Origin of the sequence: Klebsiella sp. K47, assembly GCF_051858335.1 — a bacterium.
Lineage (GTDB): Bacteria > Pseudomonadota > Gammaproteobacteria > Enterobacterales > Enterobacteriaceae > Klebsiella > Klebsiella pneumoniae.
The window spans coordinates 27,592-48,903 of record NZ_JBPYUI010000010.1; the positions used below are offsets into that span (position 1 = coordinate 27,592).

The window sequence follows — 21,312 nt, forward strand, 5'->3', positions numbered from 1 at the left end:
TGGCTGAAAAATACGATGCGGCGCAACCGGCCGCATCGTAAGGGAAATTATCGCGGAGAGACGGTGACCTGGCTGCCGCTGCCGGCAATGGCCACGCGCTGACCAACGGAGAACGGAGTGCTGCCCTGTTTCTGCACTACCATAATGGTATTGCCATCGTCCTTACGGATTTCCAGTTCAACGCCCTGCGTTTTATTCATCGCGCCCTGAACGCCCTGACCGGCTACGCCGCCCGCGACCGCACCTGCCGCCGTAGCCAGAGAGCGTCCGGTACCGCCGCCGATGGTGTTTCCAAGGAACCCGCCCAGTACCGCACCGCCAATGGCCCCGATGGCATTGCTATCGTCGCCGCTCTGGATCTGTACGGCGCGCGTATGCACGATAGTACCGTAAGTCACGCTCTGCACCTGTTTGGCTTCAGATGCGGAATAAACGTCGCCGGACAGGCCGCTGCTGCTCACGCAGCCTGCGAGCGTAAAACCAATCATCGATACAGCCAAAACACGTAAAATCATTTATGAATCTCCTGTTCACCGAAGGTGTTCAATTGAACGTCCATACGGTTAATTATATGGCATTTAGTCGTCGGCGGGCATAGGTTCTCCCTGGACTATACAAAAAATAATAAACACTGGTGCTTCAACCTCAACTAAACGCCGGTTCTTTACGATGTTCTCTGATTTGTCGCTCTATTGTTAAAAAGTATTAGTACAACATAGCATTAACCGACACTTTATGATGGAGTGAAGGGCATACAAGGGTCATGGAATGAAGGAAAACGTATGAGATCGGGTCGCTTTATTGGCGTTATGTCTGGTACCAGCCTGGATGGTATCGATGTCGTTTTGGCCACCATTACTGAAAACATGGTGGCGCAGCAGGCTAGTCTCACCTGGCCCATTCCACACGCGATAAAAGAAGAGATTCTGGCGATTTGCCAGGGGCAGTCGCTGACCCTTTCGCAGCTAGGTCGTCTGGACACCCGTCTGGGACGGCTGTTTGCCGATGCCGTACTGGCGCTGATGCGCCAGGAAAGTCTCAAACCCACCGACGTCATCGCCATCGGCTGCCATGGACAGACCGTATGGCATGAACCGCAGGGAGAGGCTCCGCATACCCTGCAAATTGGTGACAACAACCAGATCGCCGCCCACACCGGGATAACCGTAGTGGGGGATTTTCGTCGCCGGGATATGGCGCTAGGCGGGCAGGGAGCGCCGCTGGTGCCGGCTTTTCATCATGCGCTGCTGGCCCACCCCGTTGAGCGACGTATGGTGCTCAATATCGGCGGGATCGCTAATGTGTCGCTGCTGGCGCCAGGGCAGCCGGTGCGCGGCTATGATACCGGGCCGGGAAATATGTTGCTGGACGCCTGGATCTGGCGCCAGAAGGGCAAACCGTACGACAAGGACGCCCAATGGGCTAGCGAAGGTAAAGTGCTGCTGCCGCTGCTGCAGGACATGCTGAGCGATCCGTGGTTTGCCTTGCCGGCGCCAAAAAGCACCGGTCGGGAATATTTCAATTACGGCTGGCTGGAGCAGCATATGGCCCGCTATCCGGGGCTACGCGGGGAGGATGTTCAGGCTACGCTTGCGGAATTGACCGCCGTCACCATCAGTGAGCAGGTATTGTTAAGCGGCGGCTGCGAGCGTTTGTTAGTGTGCGGCGGCGGCGCGCGTAACCCCTTGTTAATGGCTCGCCTGGCGGCGCTGCTGCCGGGAACCGAGGTCTCCACCACCGATGAGGCGGGGATCAGCGGCGATGATATGGAAGCGCTGGCCTTTGCCTGGCTGGCCTGGCGAACGCTGGCTGGTCTGCCGGGCAATCTGCCCTCCGTGACCGGCGCCAGCGAAGCCTCGGTGCTGGGCGCCATTTTTCCGGCTAACCCGCCGCAGAATCGGAGTTAACTGAAATCTTAAATACGATGCGACCGGTAAACTGGACAAGTTAAGCGGAGGGCGGAGTGCCCGCCGTGACCGGGAAAGTCGAAGGCAAACGAATGAAAAAAATTCTTATCGCAGTTGTACCTTTTATGCTGGCGGGCTGTAGCTACTACAACCAGTTTGTCGAGCGGATGCAGACGGACACGCTGGAGTATCAATGCGACCAGAAACCATTGACGGTCCATCGCAATAACGCACGCCAGCAGGTCAGTTTTATCTATGATAATCAGCAACTGAACCTGTCTGAGGGGCTGTCGGCTTCCGGGGCGCGCTATACCGACGGCGTCTATGTGTTCTGGTCAAAAGGCGATACCGCCACCGTCTATAAGCGCGACCGCATCGTCCTTGATAACTGTCAGCTGCAGACGGCCAAACGTTGAGATTTCTGTCCGGGGGGCGCACAATAACGCCACCTTATGACTACATCCTCAATGGCCATGTCTGATAACGACGAACTCCAGCAAATTGCGCATTTGCGCCGTGAATACACCCGTGGCGGTTTGCGTCGCCACGATCTTCCTGCTGAACCCCTGCCGCTGTTTGAACGCTGGCTGCGTCAGGCCTGCGATGCGAAACTTGCCGACCCGACGGCCATGGTGGTCGCCACCGTCGATGAGCGCGGCCAGCCCTACCAGCGCATTGTGCTGCTGAAGCACTACGACGAAAAAGGGTTGGTGTTTTATACCAACCTCGGCAGCCGCAAAGCGCATCAAATTGAAAACAACCCGCAGGTCAGCCTGCTTTTCCCGTGGCATATGCTGGAGCGCCAGGTGATGGTAATCGGCAAAGCGGAGCGTCTGTCGACGCTGGAAGTGGTCAAATATTTCCACAGCCGTCCGCGCGACAGCCAGATTGGCGCCTGGGTCTCGAAGCAGTCGAGCCGGATCTCAGCCCGCGGCATCCTCGAAAGCAAATTCCTTGAGCTGAAGCAGAAGTTCCAGCAGGGTGAAGTGCCGTTGCCGAGCTTCTGGGGCGGATTCCGCGTCAGCATTGAGCAGATGGAGTTCTGGCAGGGGGGAGAACACCGTCTGCACGATCGCTTTTTATACCAGCGCGATAGCGGCGCCTGGAAAATAGACCGTCTGGCGCCGTAAACGCCGAAATTAGTTATCGAAGCGCTGGCGCTGAAAGGGCCGGCGCTTTATTCTATGTACTTTTCGCATCTGGCGAAAAGTCGTGTACCGGCAGAGGTGCAGTCGTTTATACATGGAGAATTTGATGGCAAGCAGTAACTTGATTAAACAATTGCAAGAGCGGGGGCTGGTAGCCCAGGTGACGGACGAGGAAGCGTTAGCAGAGCGACTGGCGCAAGGCCCGATCGCGCTCTATTGCGGCTTCGATCCTACCGCTGACAGCTTGCATTTGGGGCATCTTGTTCCATTGTTATGCCTGAAACGCTTCCAGCAGGCAGGTCATAAACCTGTGGCGCTGGTGGGCGGCGCAACCGGTCTGATTGGCGACCCAAGCTTCAAAGCCGCTGAGCGTAAACTAAACACCGAGGATACCGTGCAGGAGTGGGTGGATAAAATCCGCAAACAGGTGGCTCCGTTCCTTGATTTTGACTGCGGCGACAACTCGGCGATCGCGGCGAATAACTATGACTGGTTTGGCAGCATGAACGTGCTGACCTTCCTGCGCGATATCGGTAAACACTTCTCTGTTAACCAGATGATCAACAAAGAAGCGGTGAAGCAGCGTCTGAATCGTGACGATCAGGGTATCTCCTTTACCGAGTTCTCTTACAATCTGCTGCAGGGTTACGACTTTGCCTGCCTGAATAAGCTGCACGGCGTGGCGCTGCAGATCGGCGGCTCTGACCAGTGGGGCAACATCACCTCCGGCATCGATCTGACCCGTCGTCTGCATCAGAACCAGGTGTTTGGCCTGACCGTACCGCTGATCACCAAAGCGGACGGCACCAAATTCGGTAAAACCGAAGGCGGCGCCGTGTGGCTGGATCCGAAGAAAACCAGTCCGTACAAATTCTACCAGTTCTGGATCAACACCGCGGATGCTGATGTCTATCGCTTCCTCAAATTCTTCACCTTTATGGACATTGCGGAGATCAATGCCCTGGAAGAAGAAGACAAAAACAGCGGTAAAGCGCCGCGCGCCCAGTACGTGCTGGCAGAGCAGGTGACGCGCCTTGTTCACGGCGAAGAAGGCCTGGAAGCGGCGAAGCGCATTACCGAAAGCCTGTTCAACGGTAACCTGAGCGACCTGAGCGAAGCAGACTTCGAACAGCTGGCCCAGGATGGCGTGCCGATGATCGAAATGGAAAAAGGCGCCGATCTGCTGCAGGCGCTGGTTGATTCCGAGCTGCAGCCGTCCCGCGGTCAGGCGCGTAAAACCGTTGCCTCTAACGCGGTGACCATCAACGGCGAAAAACAGGCCGACCCGGAATATGTATTCAGTGACAGCGATCGCCTGTTTGGCCGCTACACCTTGCTGCGTCGCGGTAAGAAAAATTACTGCCTGGTCTGCTGGAAATAAAAAAATACTGCCAGGGCGTGGGAAACCACGCCCTTTTTCTTTTTAGGGTTGTGGTAAGAAAATGAAGAACATCCTCGCCATTCAGTCTCACGTTGTGTTTGGCCATGCCGGCAACAGTGCCGCCGAATTTCCGATGCGCCGTCTGGGCGCCAATGTCTGGCCCCTGAATACCGTACAGTTCTCTAACCATACGCAGTACGGCAAATGGACCGGCTGCGTCATGCCGCCTTCGCATTTGACGGAGATCGTTCAGGGGATTGCCGACATCGACAAGCTGCAGACCTGCGATGCGGTACTGAGCGGCTATCTTGGCTCCGCTGAGCAGGGAGAGCATATCCTCGGTATCGTGCGTCAGGTTAAGGCGGCCAATCCGGCGGCGAAATATTTTTGCGATCCGGTGATGGGTCACCCGGAGAAGGGCTGCATCGTTGCGCCGGGCGTGGCGGAGTTCCACGTGCGCTATGCGCTGCCGGCCAGCGATATTATTGCCCCGAATCTGGTTGAGCTGGAGATCCTGTGCGGTCATCCGGTCGCCAGCGTCAGCGAGGCAGTGGCCGCCGCGCGGGAGCTGATTGCCCAGGGGCCGGAAGTGGTATTAGTTAAGCATCTTGCCCGTGCGGGTCTGAGTATGGATCGTTTTGAGATGCTGCTGGTGACGGCCGAAGAAGCCTGGCATATTAGTCGGCCGCTGGTGGATTTCGGCCTGCGTCAGCCGGTGGGCGTCGGCGATGTGACCAGCGGTCTGCTGTTGGTAAAATTGCTGCAGGGGGCAAGTCTGCGCGATGCGCTGGAACACGTCACCGCCGCGGTGTACGAGATTATGCTCGCCACCAAAAATATGCAGGAATACGAACTGCAGGTAGTAGCGGCGCAGGATCGCATCGCCGTACCGGAGCACTGCTTCAGCGCCACCCGGCTGTAACTCCCAGGGCCTGCCCGACGGTCCGCCGGGCAGGTTCAGGCCTTATTTTAAGCCTTCAGCCGCCAGTGCGGCCGCCACCGCCGGACGCGCTGCCACCTGCGTCATCCAGTTGCCGATATGACCATAGGCAGCCATATCCAGTTTTATAGCATAGGCCCAGCGCAGCACCGTAAACAGATAACCATCGGCAATGGTGAAGCGATGGCCGGTCAGCCACTGTTTGTCTGCCAGCGCTGCATCAACGTATTGCAGCTTTTTCTCAAGCAGCCCCCGCGCGACAGGCTTATAGTCCTCCGGGGTATCCGGGCGGAACAGCGGGGTAAAGCTTTTATGCAGCTCGGTGGCCACATAGTTCAGCCATTCGAGAGTCTGATAGCGCGCAATCGAGCCCACCGGCGCCAGCAGATGACGATCCGGCACCTGGTCTGCGATGTACTGCATGATGGCTACGCCCTCAGTGAGCAGGATATCATCATCCAGCAGCAGCGCCGGCACCTGACCTTTCGGGTTGATCAGCAGATAGTCTTCCCCGTTTTCCAGCCGTTTCTGGGCCAGATCCACGCTCTGCAGGGTAAAATCCAGACCGCTTTCGCGTAGGGCAATATGCGAGGCAAGGGAACAGGCGCCGGGTTTGTAGAACAGTTTCATGCGTGACTCCTCGTGGCTGCAGTTTTCTGTATGTTAGTCCTGCCAGGGGTAAAAAAAAAGCCGCTAAACTAACGTTAGCGGCTTAAAAATAATTAGTTTTCCCTGCGGCGTCAGGCAGCCGCGGTTTCGCGTGCTTTAATGTCCGCGCTGTCGTCCTGAGTCATACGATTCAGTTTCGGCGCGGTCAGCAGCATCAGGGCGGCGATAACCGCGGTGACGATACCAATCTGCAGGAATACGTGACCGTACACTTCCAGCGACACCAGCGGATCGGTGACATTCTCCGGGACTGCCATCAGGTTAGCGATTTTCCCGGCGATGATCGCCGCGCCTGCCGTGGTGAGGAACCAGCTGCCCATGATGAAGCCCATCAGACGCTGAGGAACCAGCTGAGCGACCATCGCCAGGCCGAGGCCGGAAATCATCAGTTCACCGATAGACTGTAGCGCGTAGCTCAGAATCAGCCAGTTGACCGAGACGATACCGGCGTCGCTGGCGAACTTCGCCCCTAAAGGCAGGACGAGGAATGCGCCAGAGCACAGTACCATACCGATAGCAAATTTGTGCGGCATCGGCAGGCGGTCGCCCATCTTGTTGTAGATGGCGGCCAGAATCGGGCTACCAATCATGATCCAGAAGGGGTTCAGCGCCTGATACTGTTCCGGTTCAAAGGCGAGACCGAGGATCGAGTGCTCCACGTTACGGATGGCGAAGAAGTTCAGCGAGGTCGGCATCTGGCTGTACAACACGAAGAAGACAATCGCTTCTACCATCAGCAGGAAAGCGACGATCATTTTACGACGCGGAGCGCCTTTCAGGCCTATGGTTTCTTTGGCGAAAATCACGACGATACCCAGTGCGACGACGCCCAGCACCATACGTGCGATACCCTGGTTATGCAGCAGCCAGGTGGCGATAGCGACCAGCACCACCACGCCAGCGATGGTCGCCAGCAGTTTACCCATGTGTACCGGGGCAAAGTCCGGTTTAGAGCCGTACTGTTTAACCCATTTCTGACAGAAGGCGAAGTTAATAATGGTGATCACCATCCCCACCACGCTGAGGGCAAACGCTACGCTCCAGCCAAAACGTGCGGCCAGCCACGGGGTTGCCAGCATAGAGAAGAACGAACCGATGTTGATGGACATGTAGTACATGGTAAATGCACCGTCCAGACGTGGGTCGTTTTTGTCATAGCAGGTTGAAAGCAGGGAGGACGGGTTGGCTTTAAACAGGCCGTTACCGACGGCGATGGTCGCCATACCCATATAGACGATAGCGGCGTCATGGCCGGACCAGGCCACCAGCGCATAGCCAATCGCCAGCACGATAGCGCCCAGCATGATGACACGCTTGGTACCCAGCACTTTATCACCCAGCCAGCCGCCAATGGCGACGAGGCCATAAACCAGCGCGCTAAAGGAGGAGAACAGAGTAATGGAATCCGCTTCCGACATACCCAGCTGTTTTACCAGGTAAACGGCCATGATCCCTTGCAGGCCGTAGTAACCAAAACGCTCCCACAACTCGATCGAGAAAATGAGATAGAACGCGCGTGGTTGTTTGAAAGCGTTCAGACTCACGCTTTCTGCTGGTTTATTGTTTGCAGTAGACACATATACCTCTTTTTTTACATCCCATATTTACTGGGGGGTGTTCGGGGCGCAATCTCGTTGGACCGCCGCCTTTATAGTTATTCTTGGAGGGAAAACGGCAAGTAATGTTCACTATCCTGGCGCATCAGGCAAGGCTTTTGTAATAATCTGTTACACATAATCAGGGTGGTATAATGCTCCGGACATATGAATGTTATACAGCGTTAAATTTTACCGTTTCGATATCGTTGGTATTTTTATCTTTTGGGTTCGCCGGTTTTCCGGGAAAAGGCGATATATTCTACTGATCTGGCGTAAGCATAGTGATATGGTCCATTATCTTAAAAAATCATGGGTCATTATCCTGACAATCTTTACTCATCCGTTGTATTGCCTGACATTTATTTCCATTCCAGTAACATTCAATCAACATAAAGTTGCGAGCATGATCTGGATCACAAATGCATAGAAATTTTGCGCTGATAAAAAATGAATGAACTAGTTGTTTGTTATATAACCGGATAATCATCCATAATCATGATGATTATGTGGTGTTAATGGCCGGTGAAATAGATGAATGCGGGCCATAACCCAGAGTTAAGCTATGACCGCAATAGAGACGAGACAGTCAGGCGTAGACTTTATCTTTGTATTCGCAAAGATCTTCAATCAGGCAGGAGCCGCAGCGCGGCTTGCGGGCAATACAGGTATAACGCCCATGCAGGATCAGCCAGTGATGGCAGTCGACCTTAAACTCGGCGGGGACCACCTTCAGAAGCTTCTCTTCCACCTGTTCAACATTCTTGCCCGGGGCGAACTGCGTCCGATTGCAGACGCGGAAGATGTGCGTGTCCACGGCGATGGTCGGCCAGCCAAAGGCGGTATTCAGCACCACGTTGGCGGTTTTACGGCCCACGCCGGGTAGCGCCTCCAGCGCTGCTCTGTCTTCCGGCACCTCACCATTGTGCTGCTCCAACAGGATGCGGCAGGTTTTGATGACGTTTTCCGCTTTGCTGTTAAACAGGCCGATAGTCTTGATATACGATTTTACCCCATCCACCCCCAGGGCCAGCATCGCTGCGGGCGTATTGGCCACCGGATAGAGTTTGGCTGTCGCTTTGTTGACGCTTACATCGGTGGCCTGTGCAGAAAGCAGGACGGCAATCAGCAGCTCGAATGGCGAACTGAAATGCAGTTCGGTAGTGGGGTGGGGATCGTTTTCCCGCAGCCTGGTAAGGATCGCCAGGCGTTTGGCTTTGTTCATATTATGCTTTCCCTGTCACGTCGGACGGGGCGACAGAGACGGCCCGGGCCGCTTGCGCCTTCCGCTGTTTGCTACGTTCATCGATAAGGTATTTAATCGCCAGCATCATGCCGAGGCCAATAAAGGCGCCTGGCGGCAGCATAGCCAGCAGGAAAGGGGTGTCGGTGTGGAAAACCTCGATGCGCAGAACCTTCGCCCAGCTCCCAAGCAGACTGTCGGCGCCGTCAAACAGGGTGCCGTTGCCAAGGATCTCGCGCAGGGAGCCCAGCACAAACATCGCGCAGGTAGCGCCCATGCCGATCGAGAAACCGTCCAGCGCCGACAGCGCCGGCCCTTTTTTGGCGGCAAAGGCTTCGGCGCGGCCGACCACGATGCAGTTGGTCACGATAAGCGGGATGAAAATCCCCAGCGACTGATAGAGGCCGAAGGCATAGGCGTTGATCAGCATCTGCACGACGCTCACCACCGAGGCGATAATCATTACGTAGATGGGGATCCGGATCTCCGCCGGCGTCCAGCGGCGCAGGCTGGAGATGGTCAGGTTGGTCAGGGTTAACACCAGGGTGGTGGCCAAACCCAGCCCGAGGGCGTTGGTGGCGGTCGAGGTGACCGCCAGCAGAGGACACATACCTAACAGCTGAACCAGGGCGGAGTTATTTTTCCACAGGCCCTGGACGATGACGTCTTTAACTTCGCTCATGGTTATTCTCCACAGGCGGTGAATTCAGGAAGTTGCGCAGGCAGCGTTTGTGCATATAAGCCTGCGCGCTTAACGGCATTGACCACCGCCCGGGGGGTGATGGTGGCGCCGGTGAACTGGTCAAAATCGCCGCCATCCTTTTTGACCGCCCAGTGGCTATCGCCCTGGCCGTGGATGACTTTCCCGGCAAAATGGGTAATCCAGTCCGACAGGCGAAGTTCGATTTTATCACCCAGGCCCGGCGTTTCATGATGCTCAGTTACGCGGGTGCCGAGGACCGTGCCGCTAAAATCGGCGGCAACCAGCAGCTGTATTGCTCCGGAGTAGCCGTCCGGCGCAGTGGCTTCCATCACCGCGCCGATCGGTCGATCGTTATTTTTGGCGATCCACACTTTATGCTGGCCTTTGCCCAGCGCCGGGGCGCTGACCAGATAGCAACTCTTAAGCAGATCGTTATTATAGCGGTCGGCAGGTAAAACCTGGTCGAATAACGCCTTTTGCTGCAGGGCCGCCTGCTGGTCGATGGTGCTTTTGGTCAGCTCATTGATCGCCGCCGTCAGCCCGGTGGAACCGGCGGCAAACAGCGCCAGCGTGACGCCGTGTTTACGCATCGTTTTTAACATCATTGCTCTCTCAACGGTGGCCATATACGCGCGGGCGCGTGTAGTAATCGATCAGCGGCACGGTAATATTCGCCAGCAGAACGGCAAACGCCACGCCGTCCGGATAACCACCGAAGCTGCGGATGAGCCAGACCAGCAGGCCAGCGAGGGCGCCAAAGATCAGACGGCCGCGGTTGGTTGTTGAGGCCGTCACCGGATCGGTCAGGATAAAGAAGGCGCCAAGCATGGTCGCCCCGGAGAGCAAATGCATCTGCGGTGAGGCCAGGCTCTGCGGCGAAAAAATCCAGCCGAGGGTGGCGCACAGGCCGAGGCTAACAAGGAAGCTGACCGGGATATGCCAGCGGATCGCCTTCTGCCACAGCAGGAAAAGGCCGCCTGCCAGCCAGGCGATATTCACCCACTGCCAGCCCAGACCTGCCAGCACGCCGCCGTAGACCGGCAATTGGAGCACCTGCGGAACGCTATGTCCGGCATGCAGGGAGGTTTTAAAGGTATCCAGCGGGGTGGCCTGGCTGACGCCGTCGATACCCAGCCGCAGACTGGCCATGTCGCCTCCGGCGGCGGTATGACCGGTGAAGATCATCTGCAGCGCGTCGCTGAATGCCGGGATATGGGCGGCTATCTCATAGGAAGGCAGCCAGGAGGTCATCTGCACCGGGAACGAAATCAGCAGCACGACATAGCCGATCATTGCCGGGTTGAAGGGGTTATGGCCCAGGCCTCCGTACAACTGCTTGGCAATGACTACGGCAAAGGCAGTGCCGAGCACCACCATCCACCACGGGGCCAGTGGCGGAATACTCACCGCCAGCAGCAGGCCGGTGAGCAGGGCGGAATTATCTTTCAGCGTGGCAGCAACAGGCTGTTTACGCAGTTTGAGAATAGCGGCTTCGGTCGCCCAGGCCGTCAGGGCGGCGAGGACAATCTGCAGTACGGTGCCCCAGCCGAAAAACCAGGTCTGGACCACAATGCCAGGCACAGCGGCGAGCAGCACCAGCAGCATAATACGCGAGGTCTGCCGCTGGTTATGGGTATAGGGGGAGCTTGCGATTCTGAAAACCATTTATTCCTCGTTAACTGCCTGCTGTGTTGCTTTTCGCGCCTGAACGCGGGCGATAGCCGCGGCGACGGCCGCTTTGCGCGGGTCGTCATTGGCTGCGGCTGACGCGAGATCCAGTTGTGCGGCCTGCTGTTCGGCTTTACGCGCTTTAGCGCGGGCGATGGCGGCTTCCACCGCCGCCTTGCGCGGGTCGACCGGTTCGGCGGCCGGGGCTTCCACCGGCGCGGCCTGCTGTTCGGCTTTACGCGCTTTGGCGCGGGCGATAGCGGCTTCCACCGCCGCCTTGCGTGGATCGACCGGTTCGGCGGCCGGGGCTACCATCGGCGCGGCCTGCTGCTGCGCTTTGCGCGCCCGGGCCTCAGCCTTACGCGCTTCGCGGGCGGCAATCGCCTCGCTGTTGTCAGGTTTGGCGCCGGCCTGGATCACGATCGGCTGCGCGGCATCGCGCTGTTTATCCCGTACCCGGGCCAGGGCGGCGCTAATCGCCTCCTGATCTTTGGCGGCAGGCTGAACGGCGGCTTTTTTATGCCGCTCGGCGCGCGCGGCTTTCTCACGCTCCAGGCGCGCCTGTCGGGCCTCGAATCGGGCTTTGGCTTCCGCAGCGCGCTGCTCTTCCTGACGAATCGCCGCGATCTCGGCCTTTTCCTGACGGAAGTACTGCACCAGCGGAATATTACTTGGACATACCCACGCGCAGGCGCCGCACTCGATGCAGTCCGCCAGATTATGGGCAGTGGCTTTATCGTGCTGCTGACCTTTGCTGAACCAGTACAGCTGCTGCGGCAGCAGATCGGCCGGGCAGGCGTCAGCACAGGCGCTGCAGCGAATGCAGCCTTTCTCTTCCTGCGGTTCGCCCATCTCGCTGGCGGAAGGCGCCAGCAAACAGTTGGTGATCTTCACCACCGGGACGTCGAGCCACGGCAGGGTAAAGCCCATCAGCGGGCCGCCCATGATCACCATTGGCTCGGCGCTGGGGCAGAAGCCGGCATCGTTCAATAGATGGCGCACCGGCGTGCCAAGACGCGCCCAGACATTGCCCGGTCTGGTTACCGCTTCGCCGGTGAGGGTGACCACGCGCTCGGTTAACGGCTCACCGTCAATCACCGCGCGTTTCACCGCATAAGCCGTACCGACGTTCTGCATCAGCACGCCAATGTCCGATGAACGACCGCCGTGCGGTACCTGTTTGCCGGTGAGAATTTGGGTGAGCTGCTTGGCGCCACCGGAGGGATATTTGGTGGGGATCACGCGCAGCGAAATGCCATGGGCGTCGCAGAGCACCGCCCGCAGCATTGAGATGGCCTGCGGCTTATTGTCTTCAATGCCGATCAGCACTTCTTCAGGCTGCAGTATATGAGTGAGGATGCGGATACCCTCGACAATCTGCGCCGCGCAGTCCTGCATCAGGCGGTCATCCGCCGTGATATAGGGCTCGCACTCGGCGGCGTTAATGATCAGCGTTTTAATTTTATCTCCGCCACCGCGCAGTTTACTGCCGGTGGGGAAGCCTGCGCCGCCGAGGCCAGCAACGCCAAACTGGTGGATACGCTCGATCAGCGCTTCACGCGTGCGGGTCTGATAGTCGCTCCAGCCATCGCGCTCGATCCAGCGGTCTTCGCCGTCGGCGTCAATGATCACGCTCATCTCCGCCAGAGCCGACGGGTGCGCGGTAGTGTGCGGAGCGATGGCGGCAATGGTGCCGGAAGTCGGGGCGTGAACGGGCAGCATTCTTCCCCAGCCGCGGGTCAGCGGCTGGCCGCGCAGCACCCGGTCGCCCACTTTAACGCACAGTTCGCCCTCGGCGCCAATGTGCTGCTTCAACGGGATAACAAAGCGCTGCGGCAGGGAAACCTGACGCAGCGGGGTGCCGTTAGACTGGGTTTTCATTTCAGGCGGGTGAATACCGCCGTTGAAATCCCAGACCTTGTCTTTTCGGAAAGCGGAAAATAGCTTAAACATGTTGTTCCACAGGAATATTTCGCACCGGGATCGTATGCAGATCCCATTTCCAGGTCTCCGGGGTGGTGGCCACCGGAACGAGTGAAATGCACTGGGTCGGGCAGGGGGCGACGCACAAATTGCAGCCGGTGCACAGGTCGCTCATCACGGTATGCATGGCGCGGGTCGCCCCAACGATGGCATCCACCGGACAGGCCTGGATACACTTGGTACAGCCAATGCAGTTCGGCTCGTCAATTACCGCGAGCATGCGGGCCGGCTCCGCTTCCTGTGCGTCGCCGTCGACAGGCTGCGGGTCGACGTTCAGCAAGGCGGCGATTTTTAACATCACCGCTTCGCCACCCGGCGCGCAGCGGTTTATTTTCTCACCCTGTACGCCGACTGCTTCCGCATAGGGGCGACACCCAGGGTACCCGCACTGCCCACACTGGCTCTGCGGCAATAGCTCATCAATTTTTTCCACCACCGGGTCGTCCTGCACCGCGAAACGACGCGAGGCGTATCCCAGTATTAAGCCGAAAATCAGCCCTAACAGGCTGATGGCGATCACGGCTATCCAGACTGCGCTCATTACAACTTCACCAAACCACTAAAGCCCATGAAGGCCAGAGACATTAAACCGGCGGTAATCAGCGCGATGGCATTACCGCGAAACGGCGCGGGGACATCGGCCACCACCAGGCGTTCACGGATCGCCGCGAACAGCACCATTACCAGCGAGAAGCCGACGGCGGCGGCAAAGCCGTACAGCGCCGACTGCAGGAAATTGTGGCCCAGATTAATATTCAGCAGCGCTACCCCGAGTACGGCACAGTTGGTGGTGATCAGCGGTAGAAAGATCCCCAGCAGGCGATAGAGCGCCGGGCTGGTTTTACGCACCACCATCTCAGTAAACTGAACCACCACGGCGATAACCAGAATAAAGGCCAGGGTACGCAAATAAACCAAATTTAGCGGGATAAGGATCCAGGTATCAATCAGCCAGGCGCAAATAGAGGCCAGGGTCATCACGAAGGTGGTAGCGAGCCCCATCCCCATTGCGGTTTCCAGCTTTTTGGAAACCCCCATAAACGGGCACAGACCAAGAAACTTCACCAGAACGAAGTTATTGACCAGGACTGTACCAATAAAGAGCAGTAAATAATCAGCCATCATGCGACCTGAAACGAAAAAAAGCCGCTTATTATCGAATAAAACGATACCAGCGACAACAGGTTAAGTGTGGGGGTATTACGGATTAACAAAAGTCCGTTTTACCCGCTGCGAACGGCGAAAATAGGGCGCCAGCAGCGCAGCGGCCAGCAGCGGAAACAGCAGCTGACGCAGGGCAAGCACATCCGAGACCGGCGAGAAGGCAAAAGCCTTTATCGCCAGCAGCAGGGTGATGAGCAGCCAGATAATGTAGTGTTTCGGCACCACCGAGCGCCGCTTGAAAAAGGCGATAGTCAGCCAGAGCGTGTAATACCACATGGCGAGGGCAAACAGCAGCGAGGCGACCCACAGCGCCATATGGCCCGCGCTCATGGCGCGCAGTAGTGTATAGGTCTGCGGCGACATCAGCGCATTGGCAAAAAACAGCAGCGATAACGAGGCGCTCAGCAGCGCCACCAGCAACCAGGCCAGCGGAGCCAGCAGCCATCCGCCGATGCGCTCTGCAGATTGAGACGTCATGTTTCTCCCCTATTCAACGCCAGTGAATAAAATCAGGCCGGGAAGTATAAGCAACTGGCGTGAAGGATGACAGCCTTACTGCACGAATCGCCAAACGGATTTAGGAACCTGGCCCACATCGAACAATTTACCACCGGAGACCAGCTCTGCGCGACGATGATCGGCGGCGCGATACATATTCACGATCTCCTGGGTGTCAGTCAGGGAGTAGTTAAGGTGATCAAATAGTTTTTCAAGGCTTTCCAGCGAACTGATTTTGCGAAATTTTAATAAGTAGTCCAGCACGGTCATTTTCGTATCCATTTTATAATCGGAATTATTGCGTTGAATATTATCAGCATTCACTAAACCTACTCTCAACCAACGGCGCCTTCTGCTGGGGCCGCGTGGAATGAATCAGGTTATATAAACCCATGACAAGGGGCAAAGCCAGCCTTGAAGAGCAGGGAGAAGTTTAAGAATATTCTAAAATCAGACCGGGCGCCGAATGGCGCCCGCAAGAGAAGATTAACGCTGTTCGCCGTGACTGGCAATAACAGATTTGTACCAATAAAAACTCTTCTTTCGTTTCCGCGCCAGATTTTGCTGGTGATCGACATAGACAAAACCATATTGCTTTTGATAGCCGTTGAGCCAGCTCAGCAGATCGATAAATGACCAGGGGTAATAGCCGCGCACATCTGCCCCCAGCGCCAGCGCTTTTTCGAGGGCGCCAATATGGCTGCTGAGATAATCAATCCGCGGGTCGTCGACCACTTCCCCGTCAATAATCGGGTCCTTCGCGCCGAGGCCATTCTCGGTGATATATATCGGAATATCGCCATAGCGCGCCTTAATCATCATAATGCCGTCAGTTAGCCCCTGCGGCCAGATTTCCCAGCCCCATTCGGTATATGTACTCTGGGGATTACGCACGAAATAGAATAATCCCTCCACGCCAGGCTCACCGCCGGTAGCGATCTCAGGCGGCTGGGCAGATACCGTTTCCCGGCGATAGTAATTCAGACCGATAAAGTCGCAGCGGTTGTCACGGAGCAGCGCGTCGTCGCCTGGAGCAAAGCGAGGTACCCCCCACAGCGCCTGGGTCTGCGCCAGCAGGTCGGCAGGATAGGTGCCTTTCAGCACCGGATCGTACAGCCAGTGAGTATGGATGGCGTCAGCCAGTTCGGTGGCCTTAATGTCCGCCTCGCTGTCGGTGAGCGGGGTATGCGGTTGCAGTACGTTGACGAAGCCAATCTCGCCGGCCACAGCCATCTCGCGAAAGGCCTTCACCGCCAGCGCATGGGCGATAAATACGTGGTGGCAGGCCTGAATAGCACGCGCCGGATCGCGGACCGCCGGGGGATGGAGGCCGTTAATGTAGCCGTGCCCAATGAAGACAATGGTTTCGTTGAAGGTAGCCCACAGCTTCACCCGTGAACCAAAGCGCGCATAGCACAGGCGGGCGTACTCGGCGAAGGCCTCGGCGGTAGTGCGCGCTTCCCAGCCGCCCTCATCCTGCAGGGCCTGCGGCAGATCCCAGTGATAGAGGGTGATCATCGGCTCAATATTGTGCGCCAGCAGTTCGTCGATCAGATCGCTGTAAAACTGGACTCCCGCTTCATTCACCTTACCGCGCCCGGCGGGCAGCAGGCGGGGCCAGGAGATGGAGAATCGATAGCTTTGCAGGCCCATTTCGGCCATTAACGCCACGTCTTCGCGAAAACGGTGATAGTGGTCGACGGCAATATCGCCGGTGGTGCCTTCAAAGGTGGTACCCGGCAGATGAGAGTAGATATCCCAGATTGACGGTCCTTTACCGTCGGCGTCGTGTCCTCCCTCAACCTGATACGCTGCGGTAGCGGCACCCCATAAGAAATTGTGCGGAAAAGCGGCCATGAAAAAGCTCCCTGTCTGATGATAAAGGGAGTGTAATAAAAGCGCGAGCATACGTGCAACCGGTTTCTGAAACCGGTTGCACAGTTGCGAGGCGGGTCACTGTTTTAACGCGGAGCTACTTCGTGTGCACCACATCCGCTGGCGGTGGGGACTGATAGTTATCTATATGGTGTGCGATAACCAAAAGCAGTGCCGAAATACCAAAAACAACCCAGCCAATAAGTTCTACAATACGGGTAAAAACAGTTGTCATAACACTTCAATATCCTTTGAACACAGCGTGAAATGTTACTCGATGGTCAGCAGATCACAAGGGGTATCTGTCTGATTTCTCACACTTGCATGTAAGTCGCAAAGTAAGGAATGATAAGTTTTGCTCACGGTTTGTAAAATTATTCTCATTAACCTGGTGTTGATATCAGTTGCATAAGCGAGGCGGTAAGATGAGCGATGCGATCCGGGTGGGGCTGGTGGGGTTCGGTTACGCCAGCAAAACGTTTCATGCGCCGTTGATCGGCGGCACGCCGGGTATGGCGCTGAAGGCGGTCGCCAGCAGCGACGCCGATAAGGTCCATGCCGATTGGCCTGGCGTGAAGGTAATGAGTGCGCCGGGGGATCTGCTGGACGACCCGGATATCGATCTGGTGGTCATCGCCACCCCGAACGACACCCACTTTCCGCTGGCGAAAGCGGCGCTGGAGGCGGGAAAGCATGTTGTGGTGGATAAACCCTTTACCGTGACACTGTCACAAGCTCGCGAGCTGGAAAGCCTGGCGAAGCACTGCGGTCGGATACTTTCGGTGTTTCATAACCGGCGCTGGGACAGCGATTTCTTAACGGTCAGCGCGTTGATCAACGAAGGTCAGCTGGGGGAGGTGTGTTACTTCGAGTCGCATTTCGATCGCTTCCGACCACAGGTGCGCCAGCGCTGGCGTGAGCAGGCAGGTCCTGGCAGCGGCATATGGTATGACCTCGCGCCGCATCTGCTCGACCAGGTCGTGGTGCTGTTTGGCCTGCCGGTAAGCATCACGGTGGACCTCGCGCAGCTTCGGCCCGGCGCGCAATCCACCGACTATTTTCACGCCGTGCTGGCCTATCCGCAGCGGCGGGTAGTACTGCATGGTACGTTACTCGCCGCCGCGGAGAGCGCGCGCTTTATCGTCCACGGCTCGCGGGCCAGCTATATTAAGTACGGCCTTGACCCGCAGGAGGAGCGGCTAAAAAACGGTGAACGGCTGCCGCAGGAGGACTGGGGATATGATATGCGCGACGGTACCCTGACCCGTGCGGAAGGGGATGAACGTAGTCAGGAGAAATGGCTGACGCTACCGGGTAATTATCCCGCTTACTATGCCGCTATCCGCGACGCGCTTAACGGCGTAGGGGAAAACCCGGTCTCGGCCAGCGAGGCGATTCAGATAATGACCCTGATTGAGTTGGGTATCGAGTCGGCCAGACATCGCGCCACGCTCAGCCTGGTCTGAGGAGGAGCCCGGCAGCACGGCTGCCGGGCCGGTTATCAGCCTTTGGCAACCCGCTGAATGAGGGCGGCTTTTTCCTGTTCGCCGAGGAACGCCAGGGTCAGGCCGTTGATCTGCGCCTGACGGATCTGCTCCCGGCTCAGCCCTGCCGCCGGCGCCGCCACGGTATACTCGTGAATGATGTCCACACCCTGGACCGCCGGATCGTCAGTGTTGAGGCTCGCCAGCACGCCGTGCTCAAGGAACTGCTTCAGCGGATGCTGGGCCAGGGAGGCCACGGTGCTGGTTTGCACGTTCGAGGTCAGGCAGGATTCAATCCCGATGCGGTGCTCGGCCAGGTAGTCCATCAGGGCTGGATCCTCTACCGCTTTAACCCCATGGCCGATGCGCTCCGCGCCCAGCTCACGAATGGCCTGCCAGATACTTTCCGGGCCGGCCGCTTCGCCCGCGTGGACGGTGATATGCCACCCGGCGTCGCGGGCCTGGTTAAAATGGTTGCGGAACAGCGTACCCGGGAAGCCGAGCTCATCGCCGGCGAGGTCGAGGGCAGTGATGCCCTCGCGGTGGGCGAGCAGCGCCGCCAGCTCTTCCTGACAGGCGGCTTCGCCGAAGGTGCGGCTCAGAATACCGATCAGCCGGGCGTCGACCTGGAAATCGCGGCATCCCTCTTGAACCCCGGCAATTACCGCCTCTACCACGCCGTCGACCGGCAGCCGGTGGGTCATCGCCATATAGCGGGGAGAGAAGCGCAGCTCAACGTAGTGCAGGCCATTTCGCGCCGCGTCTTCGACGTTCTCATACGCCACGCGGCGACAGGCTTCCAGCGAGGCCAGGACCTTTACCCCCCAGTCGAGCTTGGCGAGGAAACTAACCAGATCGGGCTCAAGGCTGGTGACCTGGACGTGCGGACGCAGCGTGTCGAGGGTGGTTGCGGGAAGAGCGATATTAAATTCGCGGCCAAGATCGAGGATGGTTTGGGCCCGGATGTTACCGTCAAGATGACGATGAATGTCGGTTAATGGCAATGAGGAATCAATCATGGTCGCACTCTTTTTTTAGTTAAAGTGCACGTCATTATACAACATGAACATAACTGTTTAAAAGCATTGAAAAAATGTATGCGATACAAATAGCTGGCAGCAATCAGGTCAGTGTTACGGTCTTTTTGACTGGCCCCTTTAAAACGCAGAACGAATATCATGATTGACGCGATCCTGACCAGATCAGAAATGCACACGCGCTGACCGCGGCGCCCGCAAGGCAGACCGCCTGCCATCCCCAGTGGGAATAAAGCTGTGTGGCAACGATAGCCCCTGCCGCGCTGCCCAGCGAATAAAAACACATGTAAGCCCCAACCAGGCGGCTTGCCGCTGCAGGCCTGGCGGCAATGATCAGGCTCTGGCTGGAGACATGAACGGCCTGTACCGCAAAGTCCAGCGCAATGACGCCAGCTATCAGCCAAAGCAGAGAGGTTTCGGCATAGCCGATAGGAAGCCATGAGATGGTCAGCAGCGCCAGCGCCAGGCCGGTAGTGCGCTGAGCCCATCCCTGGTCAGCCCACTTGCCCGCTCTGGCGGCGGCCAGCATGCCAGCGAAGCCGGCTAAGCCAAACATCCCCGTCTGGGTGTGCGAGAGGGAAAGGGCGGTGAGCGGCATGACCATGGTCGTCCATAGCATGCTGAAAGCGGCGAAGATAAATAGCGCCAGGATCCCGCGCTTTCTCAGTTGCGGCTCGGTGAGGTACAGCTGAAACACGGACTTCAATAAGGAAAGGTAAGTCGGCTTTTGCGGCTGCGGCTGCTGCGGGGGCGAAGGCATGATTTTCCAGACGACCCCTGCAATCACCAACATCAGACAGGCAGCCGTGAGATACACGGCTCGCCAGCCGGCGATATCGGCTATCGCGCCTGAGATAAACCGAGATAACAGGATACCTGAAACAATGCCGCTGGTCAGGGTACCCACCGCCTGGCCTCGTTTCTGCGGCGTCGCCAGTATTGCCACCCAGGCCACCAGCACCTGCACCACCACGGCCATCAGGCCGACGATCAGCATGGCGCCAAGCAGCGTTGCTATATTGGGGGATAACCCTGCCGCGACTAACGCCGCTACTGAAAGCAACAGTTGACTCATCACCACGTATTTACGGTTCAACCAGTCTCCGAGCGGAACCAGGAACAGCAGGCCAATGGCATAGCCCGCCTGCGTAGCGGTGATGACGCTACCAATCATGCCTGGCGACACCTTCAGGCTGACCGCCATCGAGTCGAGTAAAGGCTGTGCTGAATAAACATTGGCTACTGCCAGCGCGCAGGTTAGTGAAAACAACGCCGTTATCCCTGTGGTCAGCATCGTGTCAGGGACTGACGCAGTTTGGATCCTTTGGCCGGTACATCTACTTGCCTTACATTTCATAAGAGACCCTCTGTCTGGTTGCTTTTTAAAACTAGTGTACCTATAGAATTAGCCTTGCTGGTTTTTTTTTGCAACTGGTAAAGGTGAGGATTAAGCTAGATCAGTAGATAAATTGATAAGGAGCGCGCAGATGGCAAAGCAGGAATCACTTAGAACCAGTGAATGTCCGGTGGCGAGAACGTTGGAATCAATTGGTGAACGCTGGTGCCTGATGATTATCCGCGAAGCATTTGACGATGTGCGGAGATTCAGCGAGTTTCAAAAAAATTTGGGGCTGGCCAAAAATATCCTTGCCTCGCGGCTGAAGCATCTGGTTGATATCGGTATTTTCGAGATTTTACCGGCATCGGATGGCAGCGCATACAAGGAATATGTCCTGACTGAAAAGGGGCGCTCCGTGTTTCCCATTGTTGTGGCGCTGCGGCAATGGGGAGAGCGTTATATGTTTGAGCAAGGGGAAACCTATTCGGTCCTGCTGGATAACGCGCACGGCCAGCCCCTTCAGTATCTGGATGTGCGTTCCGCTCAGGGGGATAAACTGCAACCAGGCGACTGTCATCGCCGGCGCATTGTGTCAGATACCCGCGCCGAATAATGGCGTGAAGAATTTGCAGGATACCAGCGAGAATACGAGCGTGCCGCTAAAGTGTCATGGAACAA

Annotated in this window: 23 protein-coding genes; 7 read left to right on the forward strand and 16 right to left on the reverse strand. The window is 57.1% G+C overall.

Features of this window, described 5'->3' with window-relative positions:
• Positions 1-47: 47 nt before the first annotated feature.
• Positions 48-515, reverse strand: coding sequence for an outer membrane lipoprotein SlyB (gene slyB / locus RRF55_RS11665; RefSeq protein ID WP_002907749.1), 468 nt, complete (start codon positions 513-515; stop codon positions 48-50).
• Positions 516-782: 267 nt separating this feature from the next.
• Here slyB and anmK point away from each other — a divergent pair, with 267 nt between their 5' ends.
• From anmK to pdxY, 5 genes are all read left to right on the forward strand, one after another.
• Positions 783-1,907: an anhydro-N-acetylmuramic acid kinase gene (anmK, locus tag RRF55_RS11670; protein ID WP_004143831.1), complete on the forward strand. Its 1,125-nt coding sequence runs from the start codon at positions 783-785 to the stop codon at positions 1,905-1,907.
• A 92-nt stretch (positions 1,908-1,999) separates the two neighbouring features.
• A complete protein-coding gene (gene mliC, locus RRF55_RS11675) occupies positions 2,000-2,323 on the forward strand; it encodes a C-type lysozyme inhibitor (RefSeq protein ID WP_002907744.1) in 324 nt (107 codons plus the stop codon).
• 57 nt (positions 2,324-2,380) lie between these two features.
• Positions 2,381-3,037, forward strand: a complete 657-nt coding sequence (pdxH, locus tag RRF55_RS11680) for a pyridoxamine 5'-phosphate oxidase (protein WP_002907742.1) — start codon at positions 2,381-2,383, stop codon at positions 3,035-3,037.
• A gap of 124 nt (positions 3,038-3,161) precedes the next feature.
• On the forward strand, positions 3,162-4,436 hold the full coding sequence (gene tyrS / locus RRF55_RS11685) for a tyrosine--tRNA ligase (RefSeq protein ID WP_002907740.1): 1,275 nt from the start codon (positions 3,162-3,164) through the stop codon (positions 4,434-4,436).
• Between the two features lie 61 nt (positions 4,437-4,497).
• The gene (pdxY, locus tag RRF55_RS11690) at positions 4,498-5,358 is read left to right on the forward strand and encodes a pyridoxal kinase PdxY (protein ID WP_002907739.1); all 861 of its coding nucleotides are present in this window, start codon (positions 4,498-4,500) and stop codon (positions 5,356-5,358) included.
• A gap of 42 nt (positions 5,359-5,400) precedes the next feature.
• On the opposite strand, the gene gstA is transcribed toward pdxY, so the two are convergent.
• The 13 genes from gstA to blr form a co-directional block, all read right to left on the reverse strand.
• Positions 5,401-6,006 (reverse strand): glutathione transferase GstA, encoded by a 606-nt coding sequence (gene gstA, locus RRF55_RS11695; protein ID WP_004175870.1) that lies wholly within the window; start codon positions 6,004-6,006, stop codon positions 5,401-5,403.
• Between the two features lie 110 nt (positions 6,007-6,116).
• Entirely contained in the window at positions 6,117-7,622 is a 1,506-nt protein-coding gene (gene dtpA, locus RRF55_RS11700; RefSeq protein WP_004151206.1) for a dipeptide/tripeptide permease DtpA, read from the reverse strand.
• Positions 7,623-8,229: 607 nt separating this feature from the next.
• Entirely contained in the window at positions 8,230-8,865 is a 636-nt protein-coding gene (gene nth / locus RRF55_RS11705; RefSeq protein WP_002907734.1) for an endonuclease III, read from the reverse strand.
• A 1-nt stretch (position 8,866) separates the two neighbouring features.
• Positions 8,867-9,565: an electron transport complex subunit E gene (locus RRF55_RS11710; protein WP_002907733.1), complete on the reverse strand. Its 699-nt coding sequence runs from the start codon at positions 9,563-9,565 to the stop codon at positions 8,867-8,869.
• A 2-nt stretch (positions 9,566-9,567) separates the two neighbouring features.
• Positions 9,568-10,188 (reverse strand): electron transport complex subunit RsxG, encoded by a 621-nt coding sequence (gene rsxG, locus RRF55_RS11715; RefSeq protein WP_002907731.1) that lies wholly within the window; start codon positions 10,186-10,188, stop codon positions 9,568-9,570.
• A 10-nt stretch (positions 10,189-10,198) separates the two neighbouring features.
• Entirely contained in the window at positions 10,199-11,251 is a 1,053-nt protein-coding gene (rsxD, locus tag RRF55_RS11720) for an electron transport complex subunit RsxD (RefSeq protein WP_020802941.1), read from the reverse strand.
• On the reverse strand, positions 11,252-13,207 hold the full coding sequence (rsxC, locus tag RRF55_RS11725) for an electron transport complex subunit RsxC (RefSeq protein ID WP_439419127.1): 1,956 nt from the start codon (positions 13,205-13,207) through the stop codon (positions 11,252-11,254). It lies immediately after the preceding gene.
• Complete coding sequence (gene rsxB / locus RRF55_RS11730; RefSeq protein ID WP_004143816.1) at positions 13,200-13,778, reverse strand: electron transport complex subunit RsxB; 579 nt, start codon at positions 13,776-13,778, stop codon at positions 13,200-13,202. The genes rsxC and rsxB overlap by 8 nt, the downstream gene beginning before the upstream one ends.
• Entirely contained in the window at positions 13,778-14,359 is a 582-nt protein-coding gene (gene rsxA / locus RRF55_RS11735; protein WP_002907658.1) for an electron transport complex subunit RsxA, read from the reverse strand. The genes rsxB and rsxA overlap by 1 nt, the downstream gene beginning before the upstream one ends.
• Before the next feature lie 78 nt (positions 14,360-14,437).
• Positions 14,438-14,878: a DUF2569 domain-containing protein gene (locus RRF55_RS11740; RefSeq protein WP_002907654.1), complete on the reverse strand. Its 441-nt coding sequence runs from the start codon at positions 14,876-14,878 to the stop codon at positions 14,438-14,440.
• 75 nt (positions 14,879-14,953) lie between these two features.
• Positions 14,954-15,169 carry a transcription modulator YdgT gene (ydgT, locus tag RRF55_RS11745; RefSeq protein ID WP_002907652.1) on the reverse strand — a complete coding sequence of 72 codons (216 nt, stop codon included), beginning with the start codon at positions 15,167-15,169 and terminating at the stop codon, positions 14,954-14,956.
• A 216-nt stretch (positions 15,170-15,385) separates the two neighbouring features.
• Positions 15,386-16,756 carry a GH1 family beta-glucosidase gene (locus RRF55_RS11750; protein WP_004180160.1) on the reverse strand — a complete coding sequence of 457 codons (1,371 nt, stop codon included), beginning with the start codon at positions 16,754-16,756 and terminating at the stop codon, positions 15,386-15,388.
• Positions 16,757-16,871: 115 nt separating this feature from the next.
• Positions 16,872-17,009: a division septum protein Blr gene (blr, locus tag RRF55_RS11755; RefSeq protein ID WP_004898594.1), complete on the reverse strand. Its 138-nt coding sequence runs from the start codon at positions 17,007-17,009 to the stop codon at positions 16,872-16,874.
• 190 nt (positions 17,010-17,199) lie between these two features.
• Between blr and RRF55_RS11760 the strand changes: the two genes are divergently transcribed.
• Positions 17,200-18,240 carry an oxidoreductase gene (locus RRF55_RS11760; RefSeq protein ID WP_004214966.1) on the forward strand — a complete coding sequence of 347 codons (1,041 nt, stop codon included), beginning with the start codon at positions 17,200-17,202 and terminating at the stop codon, positions 18,238-18,240.
• A 35-nt stretch (positions 18,241-18,275) separates the two neighbouring features.
• Here the strand turns inward: RRF55_RS11760 and add are convergent, their stop codons facing one another.
• Positions 18,276-19,277, reverse strand: coding sequence for an adenosine deaminase (gene add, locus RRF55_RS11765; RefSeq protein ID WP_004151209.1), 1,002 nt, complete (start codon positions 19,275-19,277; stop codon positions 18,276-18,278).
• Between the two features lie 157 nt (positions 19,278-19,434).
• Positions 19,435-20,589, reverse strand: coding sequence for an MFS transporter (locus RRF55_RS11770; protein WP_032415048.1), 1,155 nt, complete (start codon positions 20,587-20,589; stop codon positions 19,435-19,437).
• 193 nt (positions 20,590-20,782) lie between these two features.
• Here RRF55_RS11770 and RRF55_RS11775 point away from each other — a divergent pair, with 193 nt between their 5' ends.
• Positions 20,783-21,247 (forward strand): winged helix-turn-helix transcriptional regulator, encoded by a 465-nt coding sequence (locus tag RRF55_RS11775; protein WP_004180158.1) that lies wholly within the window; start codon positions 20,783-20,785, stop codon positions 21,245-21,247.
• Positions 21,248-21,312: the final 65 nt, after the last annotated feature.

Bases quoted from the DNA above. Each gene is read 5' to 3' on its own strand.
- slyB (WP_002907749.1), bottom strand. From the start codon at position 515: ATGATTTTACGTGTTTTGGCTGTATCGATGATTGGTTTTACGCTCGCA.
- anmK (WP_004143831.1), top strand. From the start codon at position 783: ATGAGATCGGGTCGCTTTATTGGCGTTATGTCTGGTACCAGCCTGGAT.
- mliC (WP_002907744.1), top strand. From the start codon at position 2,000: ATGAAAAAAATTCTTATCGCAGTTGTACCTTTTATGCTGGCGGGCTGT.
- pdxH (WP_002907742.1), top strand. From the start codon at position 2,381: ATGTCTGATAACGACGAACTCCAGCAAATTGCGCATTTGCGCCGTGAA.
- tyrS (WP_002907740.1), top strand. From the start codon at position 3,162: ATGGCAAGCAGTAACTTGATTAAACAATTGCAAGAGCGGGGGCTGGTA.
- pdxY (WP_002907739.1), top strand. From the start codon at position 4,498: ATGAAGAACATCCTCGCCATTCAGTCTCACGTTGTGTTTGGCCATGCC.
- gstA (WP_004175870.1), bottom strand. From the start codon at position 6,006: ATGAAACTGTTCTACAAACCCGGCGCCTGTTCCCTTGCCTCGCATATT.
- nth (WP_002907734.1), bottom strand. From the start codon at position 8,865: ATGAACAAAGCCAAACGCCTGGCGATCCTTACCAGGCTGCGGGAAAAC.
- RRF55_RS11710 (WP_002907733.1), bottom strand. From the start codon at position 9,565: ATGAGCGAAGTTAAAGACGTCATCGTCCAGGGCCTGTGGAAAAATAAC.
- rsxG (WP_002907731.1), bottom strand. From the start codon at position 10,188: ATGTTAAAAACGATGCGTAAACACGGCGTCACGCTGGCGCTGTTTGCC.
- rsxD (WP_020802941.1), bottom strand. From the start codon at position 11,251: ATGGTTTTCAGAATCGCAAGCTCCCCCTATACCCATAACCAGCGGCAG.
- rsxC (WP_439419127.1), bottom strand. From the start codon at position 13,207: ATGTTTAAGCTATTTTCCGCTTTCCGAAAAGACAAGGTCTGGGATTTC.
- rsxB (WP_004143816.1), bottom strand. From the start codon at position 13,778: ATGAGCGCAGTCTGGATAGCCGTGATCGCCATCAGCCTGTTAGGGCTG.
- rsxA (WP_002907658.1), bottom strand. From the start codon at position 14,359: ATGGCTGATTATTTACTGCTCTTTATTGGTACAGTCCTGGTCAATAAC.
- RRF55_RS11740 (WP_002907654.1), bottom strand. From the start codon at position 14,878: ATGACGTCTCAATCTGCAGAGCGCATCGGCGGATGGCTGCTGGCTCCG.
- ydgT (WP_002907652.1), bottom strand. From the start codon at position 15,169: ATGACCGTGCTGGACTACTTATTAAAATTTCGCAAAATCAGTTCGCTG.
- RRF55_RS11750 (WP_004180160.1), bottom strand. From the start codon at position 16,756: ATGGCCGCTTTTCCGCACAATTTCTTATGGGGTGCCGCTACCGCAGCG.
- blr (WP_004898594.1), bottom strand. From the start codon at position 17,009: ATGACAACTGTTTTTACCCGTATTGTAGAACTTATTGGCTGGGTTGTT.
- RRF55_RS11760 (WP_004214966.1), top strand. From the start codon at position 17,200: ATGAGCGATGCGATCCGGGTGGGGCTGGTGGGGTTCGGTTACGCCAGC.
- add (WP_004151209.1), bottom strand. From the start codon at position 19,277: ATGATTGATTCCTCATTGCCATTAACCGACATTCATCGTCATCTTGAC.
- RRF55_RS11770 (WP_032415048.1), bottom strand. From the start codon at position 20,589: ATGCTGACCACAGGGATAACGGCGTTGTTTTCACTAACCTGCGCGCTG.
- RRF55_RS11775 (WP_004180158.1), top strand. From the start codon at position 20,783: ATGGCAAAGCAGGAATCACTTAGAACCAGTGAATGTCCGGTGGCGAGA.